Source organism: Flammeovirga agarivorans, from assembly GCF_012641475.1.
Lineage (GTDB): Bacteria > Bacteroidota > Bacteroidia > Cytophagales > Flammeovirgaceae > Flammeovirga > Flammeovirga agarivorans.
In genome coordinates, this window is record NZ_JABAIL010000002.1 from 1,052,359 (window position 1) to 1,076,974 (window position 24,616).

General features: G+C 34.6%; 12 protein-coding genes. 1 reads left to right on the forward strand and 11 read right to left on the reverse strand.

Going from position 1 to position 24,616, the window contains the following annotated elements; genetic code table 11:
- Positions 1–102 precede the first annotated feature (102 nt).
- The 10 genes from HGP29_RS09010 to HGP29_RS09055 all read right to left on the reverse strand — a co-directional run bounded on the left by HGP29_RS09010 (position 103) and on the right by HGP29_RS09055 (position 20,495).
- Positions 103–5,838, reverse strand: a complete 5,736-nt coding sequence (locus tag HGP29_RS09010) for a fibronectin type III domain-containing protein (protein ID WP_168882035.1) — start codon at positions 5,836–5,838, stop codon at positions 103–105.
- Between the two features lie 305 nt (positions 5,839–6,143).
- Entirely contained in the window at positions 6,144–11,327 is a 5,184-nt protein-coding gene (locus HGP29_RS09015) for a T9SS type A sorting domain-containing protein (protein ID WP_168882036.1), read from the reverse strand.
- Positions 11,328–11,549: 222 nt separating this feature from the next.
- Positions 11,550–12,653, reverse strand: coding sequence for a redoxin domain-containing protein (locus HGP29_RS09020; RefSeq protein ID WP_168882037.1), 1,104 nt, complete (start codon positions 12,651–12,653; stop codon positions 11,550–11,552).
- A gap of 46 nt (positions 12,654–12,699) precedes the next feature.
- A complete protein-coding gene (gatB, locus tag HGP29_RS09025) occupies positions 12,700–14,160 on the reverse strand; it encodes an Asp-tRNA(Asn)/Glu-tRNA(Gln) amidotransferase subunit GatB (RefSeq protein WP_168882038.1) in 1,461 nt (486 codons plus the stop codon).
- A 233-nt stretch (positions 14,161–14,393) separates the two neighbouring features.
- Positions 14,394–15,314 carry a rhomboid family intramembrane serine protease gene (locus tag HGP29_RS09030; protein ID WP_168882039.1) on the reverse strand — a complete coding sequence of 307 codons (921 nt, stop codon included), beginning with the start codon at positions 15,312–15,314 and terminating at the stop codon, positions 14,394–14,396.
- A gap of 249 nt (positions 15,315–15,563) precedes the next feature.
- Positions 15,564–16,367 (reverse strand): rhomboid family intramembrane serine protease, encoded by an 804-nt coding sequence (locus HGP29_RS09035; protein ID WP_168882040.1) that lies wholly within the window; start codon positions 16,365–16,367, stop codon positions 15,564–15,566.
- Positions 16,368–16,408: 41 nt separating this feature from the next.
- Positions 16,409–18,109 (reverse strand): single-stranded-DNA-specific exonuclease RecJ, encoded by a 1,701-nt coding sequence (gene recJ, locus HGP29_RS09040; protein WP_168882041.1) that lies wholly within the window; start codon positions 18,107–18,109, stop codon positions 16,409–16,411.
- A gap of 1 nt (position 18,110) precedes the next feature.
- Positions 18,111–18,479 carry a DUF423 domain-containing protein gene (locus tag HGP29_RS09045; protein WP_168882042.1) on the reverse strand — a complete coding sequence of 123 codons (369 nt, stop codon included), beginning with the start codon at positions 18,477–18,479 and terminating at the stop codon, positions 18,111–18,113.
- Between the two features lie 164 nt (positions 18,480–18,643).
- Positions 18,644–19,627, reverse strand: a complete 984-nt coding sequence (locus HGP29_RS09050) for an NAD(P)H-dependent flavin oxidoreductase (protein WP_168882043.1) — start codon at positions 19,625–19,627, stop codon at positions 18,644–18,646.
- Positions 19,628–19,775: 148 nt separating this feature from the next.
- Positions 19,776–20,495, reverse strand: a complete 720-nt coding sequence (locus tag HGP29_RS09055) for a hypothetical protein (protein ID WP_168882044.1) — start codon at positions 20,493–20,495, stop codon at positions 19,776–19,778.
- A 268-nt stretch (positions 20,496–20,763) separates the two neighbouring features.
- On the opposite strand from HGP29_RS09055, the gene HGP29_RS29065 reads away from it, so the two are divergent.
- On the forward strand, positions 20,764–24,042 hold the full coding sequence (locus HGP29_RS29065) for an AsmA-like C-terminal region-containing protein (RefSeq protein ID WP_168882045.1): 3,279 nt from the start codon (positions 20,764–20,766) through the stop codon (positions 24,040–24,042).
- Between the two features lie 59 nt (positions 24,043–24,101).
- On the opposite strand, the gene HGP29_RS09065 is transcribed toward HGP29_RS29065, so the two are convergent.
- Positions 24,102–24,599 carry a GNAT family N-acetyltransferase gene (locus HGP29_RS09065; protein ID WP_168882046.1) on the reverse strand — a complete coding sequence of 166 codons (498 nt, stop codon included), beginning with the start codon at positions 24,597–24,599 and terminating at the stop codon, positions 24,102–24,104.
- Positions 24,600–24,616: the final 17 nt, after the last annotated feature.

Genomic DNA, 24,616 nt, shown 5'->3' on the forward strand with positions numbered 1-24,616 from the left:
GTAAGAAAAATATGGAATTGATACATTTATTATGTTGAATACTATTTGCAGTAAAGGAAGTCTTCTTTTTCATAAAAAATAACTTCCTTCCATTACATTCCTCTACTCCTTCACAATTTTTATATGCTCTTGATTTTCTCCATCATGAATTAATAAAATATATGTTCCTTGGTATAGATGACTAAGGTCTAACTCAGCAAACATAGTGGATATATCTAGTTGAAATACCTTACGTCCATCATTTGCAAAAACATCTACAGACGCTCCTTGGCTCCATGAATCTTTCAAAATCAAATTAAAATAACCTGAACTTGGATTGGGATAGATCTTAGAACTTCCAATCACCATCGATTCGTCGTTGGCTAAAATTGCTTCTTTAGTGAAATTATATTCTGATAAGGCTGATTCTCCTTTAGCATTATATGAAGCGATATAGTAAGTATAGTCCCCAATAAGGAGCTCTTCTTCATCATGGAAACTTCTTACATTTTCAGTTACTGAACCGATCCACAATGTATCTTGACCATCTTCCTGTTTTCTATACAATTTAAATCCATGCTCATTATTTACATCATCTGCCCAAACAAGACGTACATACGTATTTGCATCAATTGCTTTAAAACCTGATGGTGGTGTTAATACCAAATCTTCGTCTGTACGCATACTAAAAATTGTTTCAACTTGTGGAGCATATCCTCTTGAATTATAAGCAGTAAGAAGGTATCTATACTCATCATCCCTATCAGCAGAAATATCCAAGTAACTTTCAGCATTTGGATTTAGGTTGGCTATTTTCTTGGCAGTACCTCCAGATAAATTGGCCCTGTATAAATTATATCCCATTTCATTTTCAGCCATATCTTTCCAAGTGAGCATCACTCCATTTTCATCTTCGGTAACCGTGAAATTTGCTGGCATTGATGGTAAAGTTGCATCAATATTGGTCATGATAGATGTTGACACTGCTGAACTTGGCATTGCTCCATTAAATTCAATAATATAATAGATATAGGTCATATTCGGAGCAGCAGTATTGTCTATAGCTGTAACTTGGGAAGCCTCCAACTGAACGATAAAAGTTGAGTCTGAACTACCCTGAATCTTTCTGAAGATTTTATACGTATCTCCATCTTTTTGATCATCGATCCAACTTAGTGTTATCTTGCCATCAGTATTTTCAACTGCATTAAATGAATGTAACCCCTGTGGCACATTATCCGATGTTGAAATCGTAAACGTATTTGATGAAACCTCTGCCCCATTAAATAGTGCTACGACTTTATAGGTATACACTGAATTTTCTTGGGTGGCATAATCTACAAAACTAACTTCTGAAGCAGGTAATGATTTTAATTTCATAAAACTACCATCTCTGTGCTTTCTGTAAACACGGTATTCTTCTTCTCTTTGAGAATTATCTTTCCATTTTAGATAATTAGCATTGTTTTTTCGCATCACAGTAAAATCAGTTGGTGCGAAAATCGGCAACTCAACAGTGATAGTATCCGAAGTCTCTTCTCCTATTTCATTAAAGCTTCTAACTTTATAATCATAGATTTCACCTTCTTCAATTTGGCGGTCAGTAAATTGTGTAGTATTGTAAGGCAATCCAGCAATTTCTTCAAATTCGACCTCGTTTACACCTTTTCTAAGAACTGTAAATCCCAATTCATTGATGATAACATCATCCCAAAGTAAACGAACACTATCTGCACTTTTTGAAGCAATCAGGTTCTTCGGAGCTAGTGGACCTGAGCTTCCTCCCATTGTATACACAAATAACTGACTCAGACTTTTTAAACCTCCATTATTTGTTCCGTTAATAGCACTCAGTCTGAAGTAATAAGTAATATTGGGAAGTAAATCCGTTAACGTAATATTCTCAGTATTTACATTCGTCGTAAAACTAAATGGAAATGTTTTTCCCTCATCAATGGAGTATTCGATGAGAAAACCTGTTTCTAAAGCGGAATTATCTTTCCAAGAAATAAATAATGATGATGGAGAAATTTCTTCATAATAGATATTTCCAGGTGTTTCCAACAATGAGTAACTAGAAGTATAATTATAACTTGATACTCCCGCACCATTAAATGCTGCAACTCTTATGTAATATTGCATCGCGCCATATGGTAAATTATCTATTACATATGAAGTTGCATTTCTGTTGGCTCTTTCTAATGGGACAAAACCTTTATTAGGGTGTAGTGAATATTCAATAATAAAACCATCTTCATCATTACTTTCGTCTTTCCATTCTACTTCAATTCTATTTAATGAGAAAGAAGATTTCAATTCCGTTACTTGATTTGGAATTCGGTTTATTCTTGCTGATACAATTGGCGATGTGTTTGAAACACCACTGGCATTAAACGCCTTTACTTGATAGTAATAAGTAGCTCCTTCATTCTTTTGTGATAGATCTTCCCAAGTATTGCTTGTTGGATCTACAGTACTTACTTTTTCAAAACCATTATCTGGTGAGAATGATCTATAAACATTATACCCAGAAACCTCTGATATATGCTCCCAAGATAAATCAACAACATCATTATCTCTAGCTACAGCATTGAGGATAGAAATAGCTAATGGTTTTTCTCCATTTTCAGATGTTCCAAAAATATCAAAAGCTAAATCTGTATTTGCATACGATATTTCTGCACTTGAAGTCCATTGGATATAATCTCTTCTGTATAAATCTGCAGGGTCTATAATATGAAAAGGACTGCCTTTTGTAGATGCTCCATTATACCCTTTCCAATACCAGCTTCCATCTTTAGCATAAGACATTACGGCTGCGACCGTAATCCAATATTTCCCTGAAGGCAATACAATTGGCGTATCAAGCATATGTAATATATCACTACCTGTCTTTTGAGTAATCGTAACATCATCTGAAGAGTAGATGGCATTACTTGATGGTTTTCCATTATCATCTTCCCAAATAAATACTCTTACTATAGTTTCATTATCGTTTGAACTATGGCCATAGGCTTTCACTCCCGTTACTTCCCATTCTGTATTTTCTGGTACTATAAAATCATCTGCACTATAAATGGGAGCTTCAAAATCTGTAAAAAATTGAGATCTATAGGTTGATCCTTGATCCAAAGATTGTCTCACCAAAGTGGCTGTAATAGAACTTACAGTTATATCAATATACATCACAGTGGATAAGCTGTTTGCAGATGCTGTTAATGTAATTTCTGCTTCTCCTACATTATTTTTTGATGGAATTATTTCTAAATATTCACCATTGATTTGAGCTGTAGCAACCTGATCATTAGATGATGATACTTGATAAGTAATTTTATCAGCATTAGGATCTTCAAATAAATCACTCAATAAAAAAGATTCTTTAATATCACCTACAGTATATTCTCTTTTACTAATTTGATTCTTCACTGATGGCGGAACATCTGAAATCCCATAGTAAGCCGTATAAATTCCGTTGGAGTGAGTACCAATAGCTACCAAACCATCTTCTCTAGTTTTAATCATGCTAATTACAGCATCTCCAAGTTCCTGCTCCCCTTCTTGTTTCCACACCGTATTTTCTGATAGAGCTGAGGTATAGAATAAACCGACTGAAGTCCCTAAAAATATTCCTGACTCACCATTTTCGGGTTGATGGAAAGCAATCCAACGAACAGAAGGTCCTGCTCCTGAACCATCTTCATTTTCTTCTAAATTACCCGTTACATGTACCCAAGTTTGTCCGGCATTTTTTGTTTCGAAAACACTTCGCACCTGATAGTTTGAAAATACTGCCAAAACATGGTCTTCATCTTTGGGGTCTACTGCTATACAAGATACATACCCTTTAGACAGTCCTTTATCAACAGATATATTACTTACTTGTGATGTTTCACTCAGTGAATTATCTACTTTATAAATACTCCCGTTGGTTGTTCCTATATATAATTTATTTGCTGATGAAGTGGATACGTCTAATGCGGTAATTGTTCCACTTGTAGCGACATTACTGTATTGTTTCCATCCAGATCTTGTGCCATTAAATGTATACCCAGAGTTGATGTCTCCAAGAGTTCTATTTAACCACAGTTTATTTCCAGCAGGGTAATACATCACATTATGATCATTATGGTCTAAGATGTAAGGATTAACAAATAGCTGTCCTCTTGCATCTCTAGGATGAATGCCATCAAAGTCTGTTGGGTTTTGAGGATCTTCACCTTTAAATCTTAATATTTTCCCATACTGAGTACTTGTATATCGCGTATCTTCTCCCGGAACTATTGCTACATAGCAACCATCTCCACCTGCATATTCTTCAATCCAATTGGCTTTAATATCTGTTGTATTGCTATACCATTTGCCATTATCTTGAAACCCTGCCATAAGGCGATTATCTCCAGCCGTTTTTTCATCAATAGCAATTGCATATGCTTGTGTAGTATAATAACCATTATTCAGATATTCCCATTCTACTTTTTCATTCATCACATTAGAAGTAATCGATACTCCCCCATCATGAGCGGTGATCACTCGGTCAGGGTTAGATGAAAAGAAGATCAGTTCATGGTTATCGGGATGATGATTTTCATAAATGCTTACGTTATTTTTTGTAGAGTAACCACCAATCCAATACGTATTATTGGGTGAAGTAAAACCATTGTCAGATCTATAAAGATTGGTACTTCCGATAAAAACTACATTCTCATTATTAGGTTTAATTTTCACATATTGATTATAAGAACCTTGTGATAGATTACCTACATATCCTCCAAATGCAGGAAGGTTCTGAGATAAGTCTTGCCAGCTGCCTGTATTATCCAGTAGTTTTAGCAACTTGTGATTATTGATACCCCCACCTGGAGTATGAGCAAAAAACATAACAACATTTGGATTAGATCGAGCGTAATCCATTACTATTCTTTGGAAATTTCCTGACAATAAATTTGTTGGTGTGATATCGTTCCAAGTTTGTCCATGATCAGTTGATTTGAAAATTCCATACCCAGCGATAGTTGCAAAAACGGTACCTTCACCTCTTACCAATACTTCAGTAAATCTGACACTTTCGTAATCTAAAACAACCTCCCAATTTTTCCCATTATCTGTAGAACGAGAAACTCCATTTGAATGAGCTACTAACAGCGTTCCATTCCCTGTAATATCTATTCTGGATACATATTGGAAGTTACCTTCAGTAATGGTAGGATCACTTTCTGTAGAGGCTATTGGGTTCCATGAAATACCACCATCTGTTGATTTAAAAATTCCATTACCTCTGTAGGATGCTCCACCACCTGATGCTGAGTTTCCATATATTTCTCCTGCACCATAATACCATATGTTCGCATAACTTGGTCGGGGATCTTGAATTATACAAGTAATCGATTGTCTATCGGTTGGGGTGGTTACTTTAACCCATGATTTGCCTGCATCTATAGAACGCCATAATCCACCTGCAACACCTCCAGCAAAAAGTACATTTTCATTGTATTTATCCATTGCCAAAGCTCTTGTTCTACCACCTACATTAAACGGTCCTCTTTGTCTCCAAGGTGAATGAGGGATTAAACGAAACCTAGAATTCTTATTTTTCCATTTCACACTTTCGGCAAAAGCATGTTCTAGTTCTTCTATATTTTCTGGAATCAGATGGGTCTCGGGATTTTCAATCAGCATGTGTTCAAACCTCGCTCTTGCTTCGGGGTCATCTTTTTGTCGTTTGAACTTTGAGTAAACCATCCCTTTTTCTTCTATGTGATCGATAGGAGATGTTGATTGTGCATTTGAGATAGTTGTCAACTCAAACAATAGGAAGAATACAACGATTCCACCTAAGCATTGTTGGCGAGTTAATTTCATGGGTAGAGTATAGGTCTAACAATGTGCATTGTGATTTTTTAAACATAACCACAACAGTCACAAGGAATGAGTTAATAAATTAGGTTAAATACAATTCTTCGTCGAACGATTGAGTCCGGGATAAAATTTGGGTTAGTTTAATTTAATAAATCTTTTAATACACTACTAAACAAGCTGTTGACTTCCTTAGATAAGTAAAACAAAGACTTTAAATAGTGAATAATAAAGGTTTAGATACAAAAATGGCAGCCCTATGTATCATAAGACTGCCATAAGAATTTATAATTTTAATGTTCGAAAAGTCTCTATTTTTTCAACACCTTAAAACTATTACTTTGGTCTCCATTATTTAATTTAATCACATACATACCTCTTGGTAGTGTACTGATATTAATCTCTTTTTTCCATTGATTTGTAGACCCTGTAATCAATGTTATACCATTCAAATTAATAACCTGATATTCATAATTTACATTAGTATGGTTTTCAATACTAAATGATGCATCCACTTCAGTAGGGTATACTTTCCAAGGGTTGTCAAATAATTCGTCTACAGATGTAATATCTTCTTCATCTGTTGCATCACTAATAATTGATTCCGTCGGCAATGTGACTTCTACGGCCACAGACTTACCTGCTTCATCACTAGCTAATACAATAATATCAAGGTCTTCAATACTAGTATTCGTTCTAGTACCAGAAGGAACTTTAGAAGGGTCAATAGAGAATGTTAAAGTTTCAGGATCAAAAATCACCCAATCTGGCAATGGACTACCATCTGCTAACATTACTTGGTAAGTAACCTCTCCTTCTAATTCTTCAAAAGCTTCAATCGCTACTTCTACTTGTACGGTTCCATCATCAGAAGTCACTACTTGGATCTGTTCTTCATCTACTTTTACAGTTTCTTCAAACTGGTGAACTACACTGATTGTAGTATCTTCAGAAGTTAAATAGTGAGATCTATTGTCACTTTGACCTTGGCCGATAAATTCTTCTTCGACACCATCTACTATTAATTTATAGTAAATCACTGTGCTTGGAAGATCCATGGAAGTAGTATAGACAGAAGTTTCTTCTACTCTAGTTAGAGAAATTGCTTCCGACCACCCATTGAAACTACCCAGTATTTCTACTGTACCTGTAGCTGGATCAAATTGTCCCGTTAAAATAGCTGGGTTGACATTCACAAGCCAAGTTGCATTAAATTTCTCTTCTGGTAATTCATCATTAAACCAATGCAGTTGTGTTTGCTGTCCTGTTCCAATTACAAATGATCTATTTTCCGACTCCTCTAAAACTGTATTCTCATCTGTATCTAATGTGATAAACCTGTATAGGTAAGTTTCTCCAGATGGTAATCTGAAAAGTGTTGTTGAGAAGTTTCCGTCTTGATCTTCTTCTAAAGGTAATGTGAGTTTTTCCTCATCAATAGTTACTTCAACTGCTACAGTATGGTCAGCTTTATTAAAGTTATCCAACTCCACTTGTCTAGACATATTTACTGCCAAGATCACTTCAGGGTTGGCTTCTGATTTATTATTGAAGTAATGTGTGAATGATTCATCTTTACCTTCTTCTAAGCTTACATCGAACGATGAATTGTTTTCAATACTGTCGTTATCTTGATACAGTCTAAAGGTGTACTCTAAGTCACCAATATTTACATTTTCTAATGAAGTTGTGTAAATACCATCATTATTTGTATCTGACAGCATAATTAGGAAATCTGTTCCATCTTCATGAGAAGCAAAAACAGATACCTGATCACTCGCTGTATCAAATAGTTGCTCAGTAATATAAACATTCATATTTAGGTTAAAATCAACAGTAACTGTAGGAATATCCCTGCTGTAGAATGGACCTAAATCAGCTGTTTGAGCGTAACCCATTTGGTCTTTTACTAAGAACTTAAACCCATGATCTTTTATCTCTGAAGCTGTTGTATTAAAGAATTCAGTAGGAATAAATGTCATTTCAAATACCCCTCTTTCTTTCTTCATCATCTGAGCTTCAACATCACTTAAATTAAAATCGTTATTTGTGATAGCACTGTACACTGTATCTACAGCATCAACCCATGACCATATATATAACTCTTCATAATTCTGAATGCTACCTTCCTGCTTTAAATCAATCGTCACAGTTATTTCCTCATCTGGACTCCAATATTTTGGTGAAATAGAAACAGGAGTAATGTACTCTTTAATGTAAGAATAAGAATAACTACCATCTGCAATATTTACAGTTAACCCATAAATACCTGATGTTTCAATTTCCATCGGAATGTTATCATAAAAACCTTGAGCGATTTTCTCTGAACCTTGATCATAACCAATGTAAGCATTAGAAACATCTTTTAAGTTGAATGTAGCTGATCCTTCTTTAAAGTACTCCTCAACATAGTATTCGTTTTCACCAGTTCTTGTCATTAATTTAGGGTGTAACCAATGATAGCCATTTGCTTCAGATAAAAGAGACAAGTCATACAGTTCTAACCACCAATCGAAAGCAACATCCTCTCCTTGGTAATGTTCCCATTTGATATAAACCGTTTCCCCTTGAGATAAAGTATACAATAAAGCTCCTCTTGCTGATGCTAATGGTTGGTCATCATTACAATTAGCAAAAATTGATACTTGCTCTGCCATTACGTGACCATTGACAACATTAACACCTTTCTCTCTAATGTAATATTCTCCATCTGAAGGCGCTGTAAACGCATACCATTGTTCCGTACTTTCTACATGTTGTGGTCCCAATTCAACATCCCATGCTGTTTCGCATGTGTTTGCTGCTTGTGGTAAAGCCGCCCATTGATAGATATCGTCTACAAAGACTCTTGGTTCATAAGGTGTATCTAAGATATTTCTTACCACTTCCTCATTCTCTTGATCTAATTCAATAAACTTTGATCCACCTTTCAAGAAGAAAGTAAAGTTTGGATTATCTTCTGTTAATGGAAGTTTGATCTCATAGTAGTTACTATCTGCATTAAAGATCAACTCTTTAGTTGCAAAATTATGGTTCCATCCATCAAAGTCACCTGTTGCCCAAACTTTTGTGTTTTCTGGTGTATTCTCTGGTAAATTCTGAACAACGATTGTTGGATAACTCTTTACTTCTAGATTAAAGCCAAATGGACGAATTACCGAATTTGGTTCATTATCATATCCCCAAGAAAAGATTAAAACATCCCCATTTTTCACATCCAATGATGCTTTTAGGTCTGCTCCAAAACTTTGGGATTCGTACCCTCCATTTTTATAGATTGTAAGTGTTTTGTTATAAGTATTATCAAAAGTTTCAATTGTGATAATATTATCATCTTGTGCTTGATAACTGAACCATGATGTTAATCCAAACGTCTTAATATTACTACCTTCAGCTATCACTTCAGGGTTTTCGAAAGAGTTGTCAAACCTTGGGATAAAATTCCAATCTGTGATTTCAAGTGTTTGATGCTTTTCCTCGAAGAAATTCACAAGGTAGAAAGCTTCATCACCATTTGAATCTACTGCTCTATACAATTCATCATTCTCGATATGTAACTTAAATGACACCTCATTTGTATACTCTGGAAATATCAATTGGTATCCAGTAGAGTCTTCATTAATATTTAATGGTTCAATAAATTCCACTCCATCTCTAAAACCTATAGCATAGACAGTATTTTGATCTAGGGAAGGTGTATTTGCAGGAATTTCATCAAAATTAAATGTAACCGAAGGACGAATAATTTCTTTCTCTTCTAATTCCAATTCAAAAGCAACATACTCTGCAGCGTTGATTTTAAAGTAAAGGATTTCACCTTCACTCACCTCCATTGTTTGCTCCTTAAAACCGTATACACCACCTCTATAAGTTTCATCACAGTCGCTGAAGATATCGATATAAGCTATCTGGTGTATCGTTTCTGTATCATCTAAATATCTAATTGTAAGATGCTCATCAAAAGGTGCAACATATTTATACCAATTTGGTGTACCTAATATTTCATTCTTACCAGCTAAAATATCTATCGCAGTTTCGCATGTAGAAGTAGGAGTTGTAGGTACGTTTTTCCATGCATAAATATCTTCAAGGTAAATTGTCCCAAAATCAGCTACAGTATCTAATAAAAGGTTTTTAGTCACCGGATTTCCTATATCATCTACCTCTACAAAAGGAGTAAAATTATTAATACTAATGCTAAGCGTATTATTACCAATAATTCTATTTGTATAGCCTATTAATAGAGTACTGTCTTCGTTGTAATCAAAGTATACATCATTTTCATGATCAATACCTACTTTACCAATGATAGAGATATTATACCCTTGAGGAGTATTTTCTGGAAAACCATCGATAATTAACGTTATAGAAGCTCCCCTTTCTTTCGACTCTCTTGTTGGAATCCCATATTCAGGAAGGCTATTCTGATATATCCTTGCATAATAAACGTTACCAATGTTTTCGTTCACAGAGTAAGTATAATGCGTACTATCTTCTCCAGAAAGGTATTCTCCATTCTTAAACCATTTCACCAAATACTCATCTTCAGGGTATCCTGAGACAGATAAAGTAACAGCAGCATTATCTCCACTTGATTCATGATCTGGCCAAAACCTGTTATTAGCATCCTTGTCAAACAAGAAAGATTGAAGGTTATCCAATACTCCATTTTCATTCAATAAATTGATAGCCTCAAAATCAATGTAGCATCTTGATAAATCTAAAGTTTCTAAATTTTGAAAGCTATACAAGAAGCTTAAATTGCTGGTATCAATATATGATCCAGATAACCTTAAATGCTTGAGCTGAGTTAAAGCAGATAAATTATCAAAATCATTTAAAAATACATCTCCTCTAAAGTTCAATTGAAGAGATTTAAGGTGTTTAAGATCTCCTATTGAAGACATAAATCCACCACCATCTAAATCACTTTGAATAAATTCGATACCTTCAACTACACTAAAATTTACCCCGTCTTCATCGACAGAATCTCTTAATGTTAAGCCACTCCAACCGTAGATTGTAGTGTGAGGGTCGAACCAATTGTAACCAGGAGCATCTTGGATAGAATAGATGTTTTCTACCAAGTCTTTTAAGGCATTGTATTCCGTCAATAGCAATCCTTCTTTGTATTTTAATTCACCAACATAAACGATGTTATATGAATTATCATTTAAATCGAAAGTGATATCATACCTTCCGGGTACATCTACATAAATATCATTTCCGTAAGAGACTAGGATTCCTGATGGGAAAGTGTCACCTCCCCAATTATTATCCCATGAATAGTCTGCTCTAAATTTTAAATATCCACTTTTCAGTGAAAAGTTCTCAAGTGTCCAAATGTTTGGATCGTCATCTTGTACCGTGAGTGGGTAGTCTGTATCCCAACCTCCAATAGTTGCATCACCAGTAATTGTAATGTCGTTATAAGCGTCAACGGGTAAACTGATGGTAAAGATGAACAGGAGTAAGTAAAGTGAATTTACTCTCATTCGTAGGTAAATGTTTAAAGTTTGCGAAAAAATTGTCTTAGCTAAATTAAATGAATCATATGCAATAACATTTATTACGTAAGCTATTACTTTAATTTAGTTTTTTTCACACTCTACCCACAATAAGAAACTGATCAAAAACAAAAAAGGATATACCGCATGGTGACAGTATATCCTTTCTAAAATTCATCAAACCACCTCAGTGATTTGTAAAGCATATGTTTATTTTCCTAGTAATTCTTCTAACTTCTCCTCTAAAGCATTACCTCTCAGGTTTTTAGCGATAATCTTTCCTTCTTTATCTAATAATAGAGTGAAAGGAATAGATTCTACACCGTAAGCTTTAGCGGCCTCATTATTTGTATCATGCACCTGAGTCCATGAAATATGATCTATTTGAATTGCTTGTTTCCAAGCATTTTGATCTTGGTCGATAGATACGCCATATACTTCAAATCCTTTAGACTTATATTTATTATAAGCTCTTAATACATTAGGGTTTTCCATTCTACATGGTCTACACCAAGATGCCCAGAAATCGATCATTACATAATTTCCCTTAAAATCGGATAACGCAATGTTTTTACCTTCAACAGATGGTAAATTAATCTCTGTGGCCATAGCACCAATTCTAGTGGCTTTGATTGCATCAATACTTTTAGATACTTCTTTCACTAATTGGTCATCAGGAAAGTTTTTCTCCAGTTTTTCAACAGTTTCATTGATTACATCAAAGTAAGCTTCTTTATCGTTTAAGAAGTTAAGCACCACCAAAGATACATAAGCACCATCAAATTTCTTTAATTTCTGCTGCAATTCTGCCTTTTGAGCATCTTGCATTGCTTTTATCTTCTTGATTACCTCTTCTTTATTTTCTGATGACGCATACTCCTGCTGAAGTTTTGAACCTTCTTCAGAGTACTTATCATACATTTCTTTTAGTCCATGAAGAAGCTCATTTTCTCTTGAACCAGAAATTTCATAACCTACAGGAGCACTGCTTACAGATAAATCTTTATCTTCTAATACCAGAATCTCTTCTGCTTGGTTATCAATATTTATTGTGTAAAGTCCAATTTTAGGAACAGTATAATCAAAAGAGAACTTTCCCTTTTCATCTACTGTTGTCTCAGCAACGTTTCTTTTGCCTCCAACATTCTCAATTGAATATAAGATTACTTTAGCACCTTTTTCTATTCCTTCTAATTGACCAGATATACTAATCTTTGCAGGATATTCCGCTTTAGTATCATTTTCTTTTGAAGAACCGCAACTAATAGCAAATAATGCTAGTAATAAAATTAGACTATACTTAAATGTTTTCACTTCTGTCTGTTTACATGATTTATTATTATGCAATATACACAGATCTTTACTTTTCCAATGCTTCGCGAAGTAATTGATTTGTTTTTTGAGGATCTGCTTTACCTTTTGCCATTTTCATGACTTCACCCATAAACAAACCAAGTAAGTTCTTTTTCCCTTTTTTGTATGCTTTCGCTTTATCAGGGAATTTAGCAATTGCTTCATCAATTAAAGGAAGTAAGAAATCATCGCCACTATCTTGGATTAAATCCAATTCTTTGGCTAAACCTTCTACAGATACTTCCGGCTTAGAAGCTAATGCTTTCAATAAGTTTTGTGATGCAGCGGCAAAGCTAACTTTCTTAGCATCTACCAATGCAATCATTTCCGCTACTTGTTTTGGACGAATTGGAAAAGCATCAAAGTCACCACCTGTCTCATTTAATAATGATTTCAGAGGGCCCATCATCCAATTGGAAGCCGCTTTATAATTTTTTGTAGAAGAACATAGTTCCTCAAAGTACTGAGCTGAATCTTTTGCCTCTGTTAATAAACGGGCATCGTACTCTGGTAATTTATATTCTGATGTAAATTTCTTAATCAATTCTGCTGGTAAGCTAGGCATCTCCGCCTTGATCTTTTCTACCAACTCCTGTTTTACAATCATTGGAGGAAGGTCAGGACAAGGAAAATAACGGTAATCGTTTAATGTTTCCTTTGTACGCATACCATACGTCTTTCCTGTATCTACATTGAAAGTTCTTGTCTCAGAAATGATCTCCTCGCCTTTCTCTATAAGTTGAATCTGACGTTGCATTTCATATTCAATGGCCTTTTGGATATTACGCATTGAGTTCATGTTTTTGATCTCGCATTTTTCTCCAAGTTCAGTAGACCCTTTTAATCGAACAGAAACATTGGCGTCACATCTTAAAGATCCTTCTTCCATATTCCCATCACCAATACCAAGGTAACGAACGGTTTTTCTGATCTCACCAACAAAAGCAGCTGCCACTGCAGAATCATGAATACAAGGTTCCGTTACAATTTCCATTAATGGAACACCGGCTCTATTTAGATCTACCAAAGTATCAGGACTTCCTTCTAAGTGTGTTGACTTACCGGCATCTTCTTCCATATGAATTCGGTTAAGCACAACAGTAAACGGATCCCCATTTTTTGTAACTACATCAACATGCCCACCAATACAAATAGGTGTTTTATCTTGTGTTGTTTGATATCCTTTTGGAAGGTCTGGATAGAAGTAATTTTTTCTATCAAAGAACTGATATTCTGAGATACGGCAATTACAAGCCAATCCCATTTTAATAGAAGATTCAATCACACCTTTATTTACCTTAGGAAGCGTTCCCGGCAAAGCTAAAGTGATTGGACTAATATTTACGTTCGGATCTTCACCAAAAGTGGTAGGATCTGAAGCAAAAATTTTACTTGCTGTTGTTAATTGTGAGTGCACTTCCAAACCCACAACCAATTCATACTTTTCTAAAATGGCCTGATCAATCATGCTTATATATTTTTCTCGAATAGAGATGAACCTTTTAGGAAGTGTAATTTGTAGCGTTTGTAGTTAGCATTAGACAATAATCACATCTTTAAACCTTGGTTACCTCTTTTCTGTTCTATTGATAATCAATTTGAAATATTTTCAACAAAAAAAGTTATTCCTTACAAAAAGAAATAACTTTTAATGAATTTTATTACAATATTAATAAAAATATCTATTTTTCAATACAATTTCTAGTGTTTTCGTTGACTTGCCTTGAAAAGGATTTGTTTTTCTTCTTGAGTTAATCCTTCATAGCCTTTATCAGAAATTTTATCCAATATCTCATCTACTGTTGCTTGTGATGGTTGAGCCCCTGTTTTAGCAGTAGTAGTTTTCTTACTTGCTTTCTTTTTTCCTCCTCTGTGAACTACTTTCAATTTCTTTTCAGAAGACATTAAATCAGAGAAGAAATCTGAAATTTTATAAAGTGGCGTTCCCAAATCAGTTCCTTTTTTAAGAATAGCTACATAGCCATACCCCATTAGGGCTCCACCTAAGTGAGCAATTTCACCACCAGCGTTTGCACCTGCAGTTTGAATTAAGGACAAGAAAATATATACCGCCGCCAAGTATTTGATCTTTACTGGGCCAACAAATAGTAAATTGATTTTATAATCTGGAGCAATTGCAGCAGAACCGACAACAATAGCATATACACTTGCTGAGGCACCGATAAGTCCACTTACCATATCCATACGAGCATTATAGTATGGAATTACATTGTACATAAACAAATAAGCAAGTCCACCTGCAATACCTCCAAGGAAGTAGATAGCCACCACTTTTTTATCTCCGAGGAATTCTGTGAAGATCATTCCAAACCAATACATGATTAACATATTGAAAAGGATATGAAAGAAATCCGACATACTATGCATAAAGAAGTATGTGATTAAAGTCCAAGGTGCTTTAACAAAGTCAATAGCAGATGGTGGTAGTGCTACATTAGGAAAAATGTATTCATAGTAAACGTCAACAAGACCTGATAGTTTAAGTGCTAGTAGCAGTAAGCTCATACAGACATAAACAACTACATTGACAATGATCAATCTTAGTAGTCCACTACCCGGCTTGTTCCATGTATATTTTAAATCTGAGATAAAACCGTTCATAAGTAATATTGTAATGGTTTAATGACAACCTGTGATGTTGTACTGTTCTATAAGGTTATTTATTAGGTAACTTAATTTACATAAAATCAACAAGTAATAAAAGTGATTTCATGCAATCATCGGACAAGTACAGTTTATTATTAGATATTTGATTTGTAGATAATTTGTTTAAAAATATCCCAAATAATTTTCTTAAAATAGTGATATCCATAGATTATTGTTCTTTGAATATCACTACTTTATGTATTTCTAATTCTGGTAACTTTGATATTTCCAGTGTCTCATCAATAGATAAGCAAATAATGCACCGCCCAAGTGAGCTAGGTGAGCAACATTGTCTGCTGGGTTCTGATTGATAAGCTCATATGTTTCATATAAAATATAAGCACCTACCAAGTATTTTGCTTTTATTGGAATTGGAGGGAACAACAACATCAAACGTAAATTTGGAAATAAGTACGCAAACGTAAATAATATACCGAAGATCGCTCCTGATGCTCCAATCATAGGAATATTCATTCTATCTATTGTAATCTTACGGGCAAATTCAACTGCTTCTTTTTGTAACCCAGGATTATTAGGGTCTGCAGGGAAAATACTCTCAGCAAAGTTATACAAAGTTGTATTGTGCTGTAAATAAACTTCTGCATGATCTTGACAGAAAGCCAAGAAGTTTTCTGGTGTTGAACTTAAAATAAACTGTGCTGCAGAAGCTTCCATTTGATGAATTTCAACAAAGTTGACCAATCCATACAACGCACCGCCACCAAGACCTGTGACAAGATATAAAATCAAGAATCTTTTTGAACCCAACACATTTTCCAACATTGGTCCGAAGATGAATAAGGCAAACATATTACTAAAAATATGTGCGAAATCTCTGTGGACGAACATATATGTAAATGGTTGGAACACTTGGAAGTATTCCGATTTAGGGTAATGATACCCCAACAAAGCAACTACATCTATACTGTGAATTAAATTCACTGCACCAAAGATGAGCAGGTTTATCAATAATAATATCTTAACGTTAGGAGTGAGATTTTGTCCCATAAAATGTAATATGTAAACGTAGATGAGTTCTAATATACTTGTTAATCGACACTAGAACGAATTTCTTTAATATTCAATTGAAGTATTTTACTTCCTCTGAATTCATTTATTTCTAATCTGAAAGCAATATCAAAACTTCCTGAAGTAATGATTTCTAATTGATCGGCCTGATTAAAAGCAATAGCATCGATGGCTTGATCTCCATCGTTTTGTATTAGTTTCATTTTCAGGTGTCTTTCCTTTAGTATCCTAGGTACTTCTGTTGATTTTACTCCCTTAGCAACAAACAGAGGCATTGGGTTTTCATGCCCAAAAGGTTTCATCTTATCGATGATACTAGCAGTGGAAAGTGTAATATCTGTCAGTTCAACTTCCAAATCGATATTTAATTCAGAAACAAATTCCTTTCCATTCAATTTTTTCTGTACTTCTTCATCAAATTTGTCGGAAAAGGCTGACAAATTTTCTTCTTTTAATGACAACCCTGCCGCTGAAGTGTGTCCGCCAAACTGAGAAAGTAAGTCACCACATGAATTTAAAACATCATGTAAATCAAATTTTCCGATCGCTCTTCCCGAACCTGTCACTTCTCCTCGTGATAAGGTAAGACATACTGTCGGTTTTCCAATTTTCTCAGCTACCTTAGAAGCAACAATGCCCAATACACCTTTATGCCAATCTTCCTTGTACAAAACTAATCCTGACTTACTCTCTTCACTAGAAGCAATCTCTAGTGCTTCTTCTGTGATCTTTTGGTCATAATTTCTCCTTAACTGATTTAATCGATTCAGCTCATTGGCTAATTCATTAGCCTCTTTAGGATCTTCTGTTGCCAATAATTCTGCTGCAATTTGTGCATGAGCAATTCTACCGGCTGCGTTAATCACTGGCCCAATACTATAGGCTAAATCAGTCAGTTGAACTGTAGCTTGATCCTTTTTTAATACTTGTAGTAAAGCAATAATTCCAGGTTTAGTACTTTTTTTCAAGTAAGAAATTCCCTGATGTGCTAATACTCGATTTTCTTCCACCATGGGTACAACATCACAAGCTGTACCTAAAGCAACAAGATCTAAATGTTGCCACAATGGCGTTGGGTCAATTCCATGTTTCTGGCAAAATCCTTGAAGAAATTTAAATCCGACACCACAACCCGATAATCCTTTGAAAGGATAATCACAATCTGGTCTTTGAGGATTTAAAACTGCCGTAGCTTTAGGTATAGTATCTCCGAGTTGGTGGTGGTCACAAACAATAAAATCAATATTTCTATGAATAGCATTATCAATTGCTTCATGGCTCATAATACCACAATCCAGAGAAATAATTAACTGACAGTTTGTTTTCGCTGCATACTCCACACCACGAACAGAAACACCATAACCTTCTGTATATTTATCTGGAACATAGAAATCTACATTATCATAAACTCCTCTAAAGAAATGCATAAAAAGAGCTACGGACGTAGTGCCATCGACATCATAATCGCCAAAGAATAAAATTCGTTCCCCCTTTTCTATGGCTAAGGTTAATCTCGCCACGGCCACATCCATATCTTTCATTAGAAAAGGATCATGTAACTTCTCTAGAGTAGGTCGAAAATAATCTCTTGCTTGATGTAAAGATTTCACTCCCCTTTGTGCCAATAACTTGGTAATCAAGATGGGCACATTAGGTTGCTTCATCAACTCTTTTATATATTTATCTTCTGGCTCTGCAGCCACGTTCCATTTTTTACTCATATTATTTTTTTGCACCTAATGCCAATGCAATCCATGCCGCAATAAAACCTACACCTCCAATTGGAGTAATCGCACCTAACCAATTAATGCCTGTGATAGATAGAATGTATAAACTCCCTGAGAAAATTAAGATACCAATCACCATAAATACAGCAGCCCATTTTAACCAGTTTTGTTCTATTTTATCAGCCAGTGCTCCCAAAAGTAAGAGTCCTAAACCGTGGTAAAAATGATATTTCACACCTGTTTCAAAAGTTTCTAAACGACCATTGGCTTCGAGAACTCCTTTTAAACCATGTGCTCCAAATGCTCCAATCGCTACTGCTAAAGCACAAAAAATGCTACCTACGATAATGATATTTCTACTCATTTTGTTTGTTATTGCTGTCCTGAAAGAATTAATCTTTTTAGTTTACCATGCAAGATACATAGGATTCAATATATTCTTCTTATGAAACAAGAAAAACGACTTCCTCGAAAGAAAATCGTTTTTCAAAAATGTTATTCATATCTTATTTCTAGTAAAGTTACTTCCTATGCTTGATTTTTCACACCTACAGAAGCAAATTCTTCTACCATTTGATCAACAACTTCTTTTACTGGTCGAATTGAATTTACATATTCAATAGAAGGACCAGCACACCAAACCGATTTATAAGTCGCTCCAAAGGCTGCTTTTTCAAGCATTTTCATTCCTTTATAGAAAGTCAACATCTTAGCGAACTTCTTGAGAGTCTTATTTTTATTAAGAATTGATTCAAGCCAATTTTGCTTTGTACCAATCTCTTTCATGTATGGAGTATTGATTACAGTACATGGCGTACCCGATAACTTTGTCGTCATCACAATATCTTTACTACCATAATCGACACATGCCTGTTTGTAATCTTGTGATACACCCGCTTCGGTTGTTGCAATAAATGGGCTTCCCATAGAAATACCTACAGCTCCCAAATCCAACTTTTCTTTCCATTGGAATCCATTTCCAACCCCTCCAGCAGATATCACTGGTATGTTACAGGCGTTTACCAAAGCAGGTACAAGTTCTGCCGCTTTTGTTGGCCCCGCATGTCCACCTGCTTCTTTATTTACCGCAATGACAGCATCTGCACCAAGTTCTTCTACTTTTTTAGCATAATGTATATCTACTACATCACAAAATACTTTGATTCCTGCAGGCTTACACTTTTCAATAATTTTTCTTGGAGATCCTAAAGAAGTGATGATGTAATCTACCTTCAATTCAACACAAGTGTCCAATTGTTCTTTCAGTCTCACATTCGATTTGTTAGCAATAAGGTTAATCCCTATTGGACCGTCTGCTGCTGACCTAATTTGTTGAATAGCTGCTCTAAATTCCTTATCTGTTCTATAGTTTAAGGCTGGAACTGTACCTGTTATTCCGCTATTGATCGCAGCAATTAGCATATCAGCATTGGATACAAGAAACATTGGAGCCATTATGATAGGATACTTAATCCCTAACATCTCGGTTAGTGGTGTGGAAATTTTTTCCATAGTGTTGTTGTGTAATTGGTAAGTTAATCAAAAAATAGTATGCATGCATACTATTTTATTTTCTACAAGATCAACAATTTTTAGAAAAAATAAAAACGGTATTATGAATAAATAGAACTGAATCTTATTGATTTTCAATGGTTCTTATTTACCATGAACCTTGCCTTTCATAAATAGATAGAGATACGTGGAGGTGGTCACCTGTACCCCCATGGCGGACCGCATTAAACCCTAAAGACTTAAAATACAACTGTGCCATCCATACCATCCAAAACGGTCTATTTTTAGTTCTTAAATCCATAGCATGTACATAACCAGTATTTTGTTTGTAATGTAGCGATCTGCCTTTTTTCTGTAATCTCATAGAAGTATAATCATCAGGAGTTCGAGACAGATCTGTTATCAACATCCCTTTATCAAGAAACAGGAAAGTTCTTACACTAATTTTAAGGTAAGGGTGCAATTGTGTATATTCTGCTCTTATCTTTTCATTTTTTGCATTATTACCTGTGAATGAAAACAAAGCAAAAACAACATAGGATAAGACTATTAATGCTACAGAGATTGCTGACCATTTTAAATGAGAGAACCTTATTTTTTTAATATTCACTATCATCAAAGAGATGATCGAAAAATAGGCCCAAATACATAATGCTGACATTGTAATCCCTCCCATTAAGCCAATCCAAGTATTTATATTGTACTCATGATATAAGTAAATAGCACCTCGTATCAAAAATAAAAAAGGCAATGAAAGGCTAAACATGATAAAGATAATCTGAACAGTAAATTTAGTCAGTTCCCATTTCCAGCTCCATTTTTTAGATGATTGTGATTCAGTAACATATTGATTAGTATAGTTTCTCATTATTTAATGGTAAAAGTTGATTTTTGAGTAATGTCTATTGTGTTTTACGAAAAATTCTTCTTTTCGATTACATATATTTTATAAATTTCTAATATTATTCCTCTTCAAAATTAAAATTATATCAAATAATGACCACACTCTTCGTAATCAATCACTTTAGGTATTAAATTTAAATGTCTACAACGAGGATATTTATTATTTTGATGATAATAAATGAACTTTTAATAATCTATCAACACAAATAGATAAAACCCTTAAATATTATACTGTGAAACAAAAAAGCAGCATTGGAAAGAAACTGGCAAAATGGTTCGGTTTTACTCTTTTAGGCGTTTTCGCGATACTCATTATTGGCGTCATTTTATTTTATGCTAATAGAGCTACCATTAAGGCAAAAGTTATTGAAGCCGTCAATCAAGAACAAAATGGTGATTTACAAATAGGGCAAATTGGTATTGCTCCGTTTGAGGATTTCCCCAATTTCACTCTCCAGTTAGATAGTATTGTCTATCATGAAAAGAAAGCAGCGATAAGAACAGAAGCTGAAGAAGGGAGACCTATTGCAGCATTAAATAAGTTCTTTGTCTCTATTGATGTCGTTGCCTTGATTGAAGGCGATGTAAAAATCGGAGCGATCAAACTACATGATGGCGAATTGAACTTACTTTCTTATAAAGACAGTACCTTCAACTTAACAAATGCATTAGGTATTGATCTTACAGACACAACACAAGTTGAAGAGCCTGCGGATACTACAACAGCGGCTCCTCCAGCTTTTGCGGTTCAATTGGATAAGTTCTCCCTTAAGAATATCAAAGTGATTGCTTACAATGGACTGACTGAAAAAGGTATTGGAATGCAGGTCAATAAGATCAAAACTTCATTGACGTATAATGAGAATATTATTTCAAATACTTTAAATGTCAATGTTGAATTACTTGGTATCAAAGACAAAGAAAAATTGATGTGGCGTAATAAACACTTAGAAATGAAAACAAATCTAAGTTTTGACCGCCTTCAAAAGATCATCAATATCCAAAAATGCCATATGGCTATTGAAGGAGCTGAGTTTGATCTTGATGGTACAGTAGATATCCCTAATGATCTCGATCTTGATATTAATGTAAAAGCATCCCAAAAAGACCTGAACATCGTTAACCTATTGGCTAATGGTAAAATGGATGTTGAAAAAATTAAAGAAAGCTACTCGAGTACTTTGGGTGGTTTAGAATTCGATGCTAAGATTACAGGTAAATCTAAAGCTACTTTACCAAAAGTTGTGGCCAACGTTCGTCTAGATAAATTTACGCTTCAGAGTTTAAAAACACCGTATGGGGTAAAAGATTTTAGTTTTACTGCCTCATTGAATACTGGAGATTCAACAGATTTATCTCAACTGCAATTCCATTTAGATAAGTTTAACCTAGAAACAACGAATGGATACACTAGAGGAAGCTTGGATGTTACCAATGGTATCAAACAGCCACACATCGAATTAGATTGGGATGCTAATCTTTCTCTTGAAAGCTTCGACGACCTATTAACAGATATTCCTTTTGATAGTCTTGGTGGTAAAATCACTTTCAATGCGAAAGTAAAGTATGATATTGATGTAGAGAAAAAGCAATTCTTACAAACGGGAAAAAATTCGCAAAAAATATATCTGAAAATTGATGATGTCTATGTTAGACACGTACCAACAGGTTTAGTACCTAAAAATATCAACGGTATTTTCTATATCTGGGAAAACCACTTAGGTATTAAAGATTTATCCGCAAATATGGCGGGAAGTGATTTTAAATTCAACGGTAATATCGATAACCTGATTTTCTATGCATTAGGAATGGATACTGATATTAAAGCTGATGTAAAATTACAGTCGAAGCACTTCTTAGTAAAAGAACTTTTGATGTATCAAGATACTGCTGCAGCCGCATTAGCCGACAACTTACATGATATTGATATCGATTTTACATTAGAAACGAACAGTAAGAGTTTAAAAAATTATAAGATCGTACCTTATGGTAAATTAACGATCAATAATCTTCAAACATCCTTCGACAAGTTCCAGCCCATACATAATGTTTCTGGTTTAATGGGTATTACTCCAAAAGCACTTGGTATCGATCACTTAAAAGGAAACATAGGTAAATCAGATTTCTATTTTAGAGGTGGTTTTGATAACTATGATGGAGTAATTTACAAGGATTCAACAATTCAAATTCATGCGGGATTTGACATTCGTTCAAGCTCTATGCGAGTAGTTGATTTCTTTACATACGGAGATTCTCTATTGGTGCCAAAGACATTTAAGGATGAAAAAATGAATAACTTCCAAATTCAAGGAGGTATTGATATTATCAACCAAGAATTGTTTTCTGGTAAAAAAGTACCTGATTTTAAAATTTGGATGAAAGGTTTGAAATGGCGTTTAAGTATCACTCCACTTCTATTTAGAGATTTTAAATTTGAATTGGTGAAGAAAGGGGATAATATTATGCTGAATGACTTTACAGGTAAAGTTGGCCAAAGTGATATGACATTCAATGCTCAATTATACAACGTTTCTGATAGCACAAGAAAAGACTTTAGTGGTAAGTTCCAGGTTGATGCCAAAATGCTAAACTTTAACGAGCTACTAAAACTGACACTACCTGAAGAAACCTATGCCGAGTCATCTTCCTCTCGTTCTACTGAAATACAAGAAGAAGAACCTGTTGACATTTTTGCGATCAAGTATCCTGATCTAGAATTAGATGTAAAAGTAAATCAGATGCTGTTAATGGATATGCACATTAAAAACTTTGATGGAAAAGTATCTACTTCGAGAGATCAGACCGTTAAACTAGATGGTATTTCAGTACAGTTAGGTGATATCGGTAACATGAAAATGTCCGGCCTAGCAAATATGAAGGATCCTAAAAATGTAACCCTTGATGGTGATGCCGTTCTTAAAAATGTCGATTTATCTAAAATTGATTTTGAAGTAGAGTACGAAGGTGAAAAGATCAATGTCTCTAAAAACTTTGATGGCATCTTAAATAGTACCATGAAGGCCAATGCTCGCTTAAATGATGATCTGACTATAGATATAGCTCATACTACAGCAGATATTAATATGACTTTAGAAGATGGACGTATTGTTAACTTTGGTCCATTAGAAGCAATGGCTCGTTACTTTGGGAATAAAGATATGAGTAATATCCGTTTCGATAAGGTAGAAAATAACTTCACTGTTAAAGATGGTGTTTTCTATATTCCAAGAATGGATATCGCCTCTACCATAGGACAAATTTATCTTACGGGCGAGCAACACTTGGATATGAACATGAAGTATATGGTAGAGGTACCATTTAAACTTGTTCGATCAGTGGCTTGGAATACACTGACAGGAGGTAAGAAAAAGAAAGATGATGAAGAAGACGAAATCCAAAAAGATGAAGGAGGTAAGTACGTTGCTGTCCGTATCGAAGGAAATATCGACGACTACAGCATTAAACTTGGTAAAGGAAAAGACAAGAAGAAAAAAGACAAAAAAAGTAAATAAGCTTTAGTCTGTAATAAAATAAAGTCCACCTATGTTTCATTGTACATAGGTGGACTTTTTTATACTTCCCATTTATATAGATTGACCTTAAGATCCTCTTCCATATAATAGTCAAACCAAGTAAGACCTAGCTTATTGGCAAGCTTTACAGAAGGTAAATTCCCTTCTTCAATGACAGCATATATTGGAGATACTTTTTTGATGTTAGCTCCATAATCAAATATCAATTTTGATGCCTCATAGGCTAAACCTTTCCCGCCAAAACGTGGGCTGAAAATCCAACCAATTTGCATCTTCTCAGGAGTTCTTGGTATTGGATTTAAATTGACAATTCCCATTAATTCTTTAGTTTTTGGATCTCGAACAGTCCAGAAATACCCCACATCAGTTTCTATCTCTTTTATTTTAGATTGAAGTGTTTTCTTTCTTTCCTCATCTGATAAATCAATCATTGGAAAGATGAAATCCATAACATGAGGTTCTTTAAATAATACTATCAGTTCATCTAAATCGACTTCGGTTAGTAATGAAAGCTTTACTCGGTCTGTTTGCATCATTTAGGTAATTAATGTTA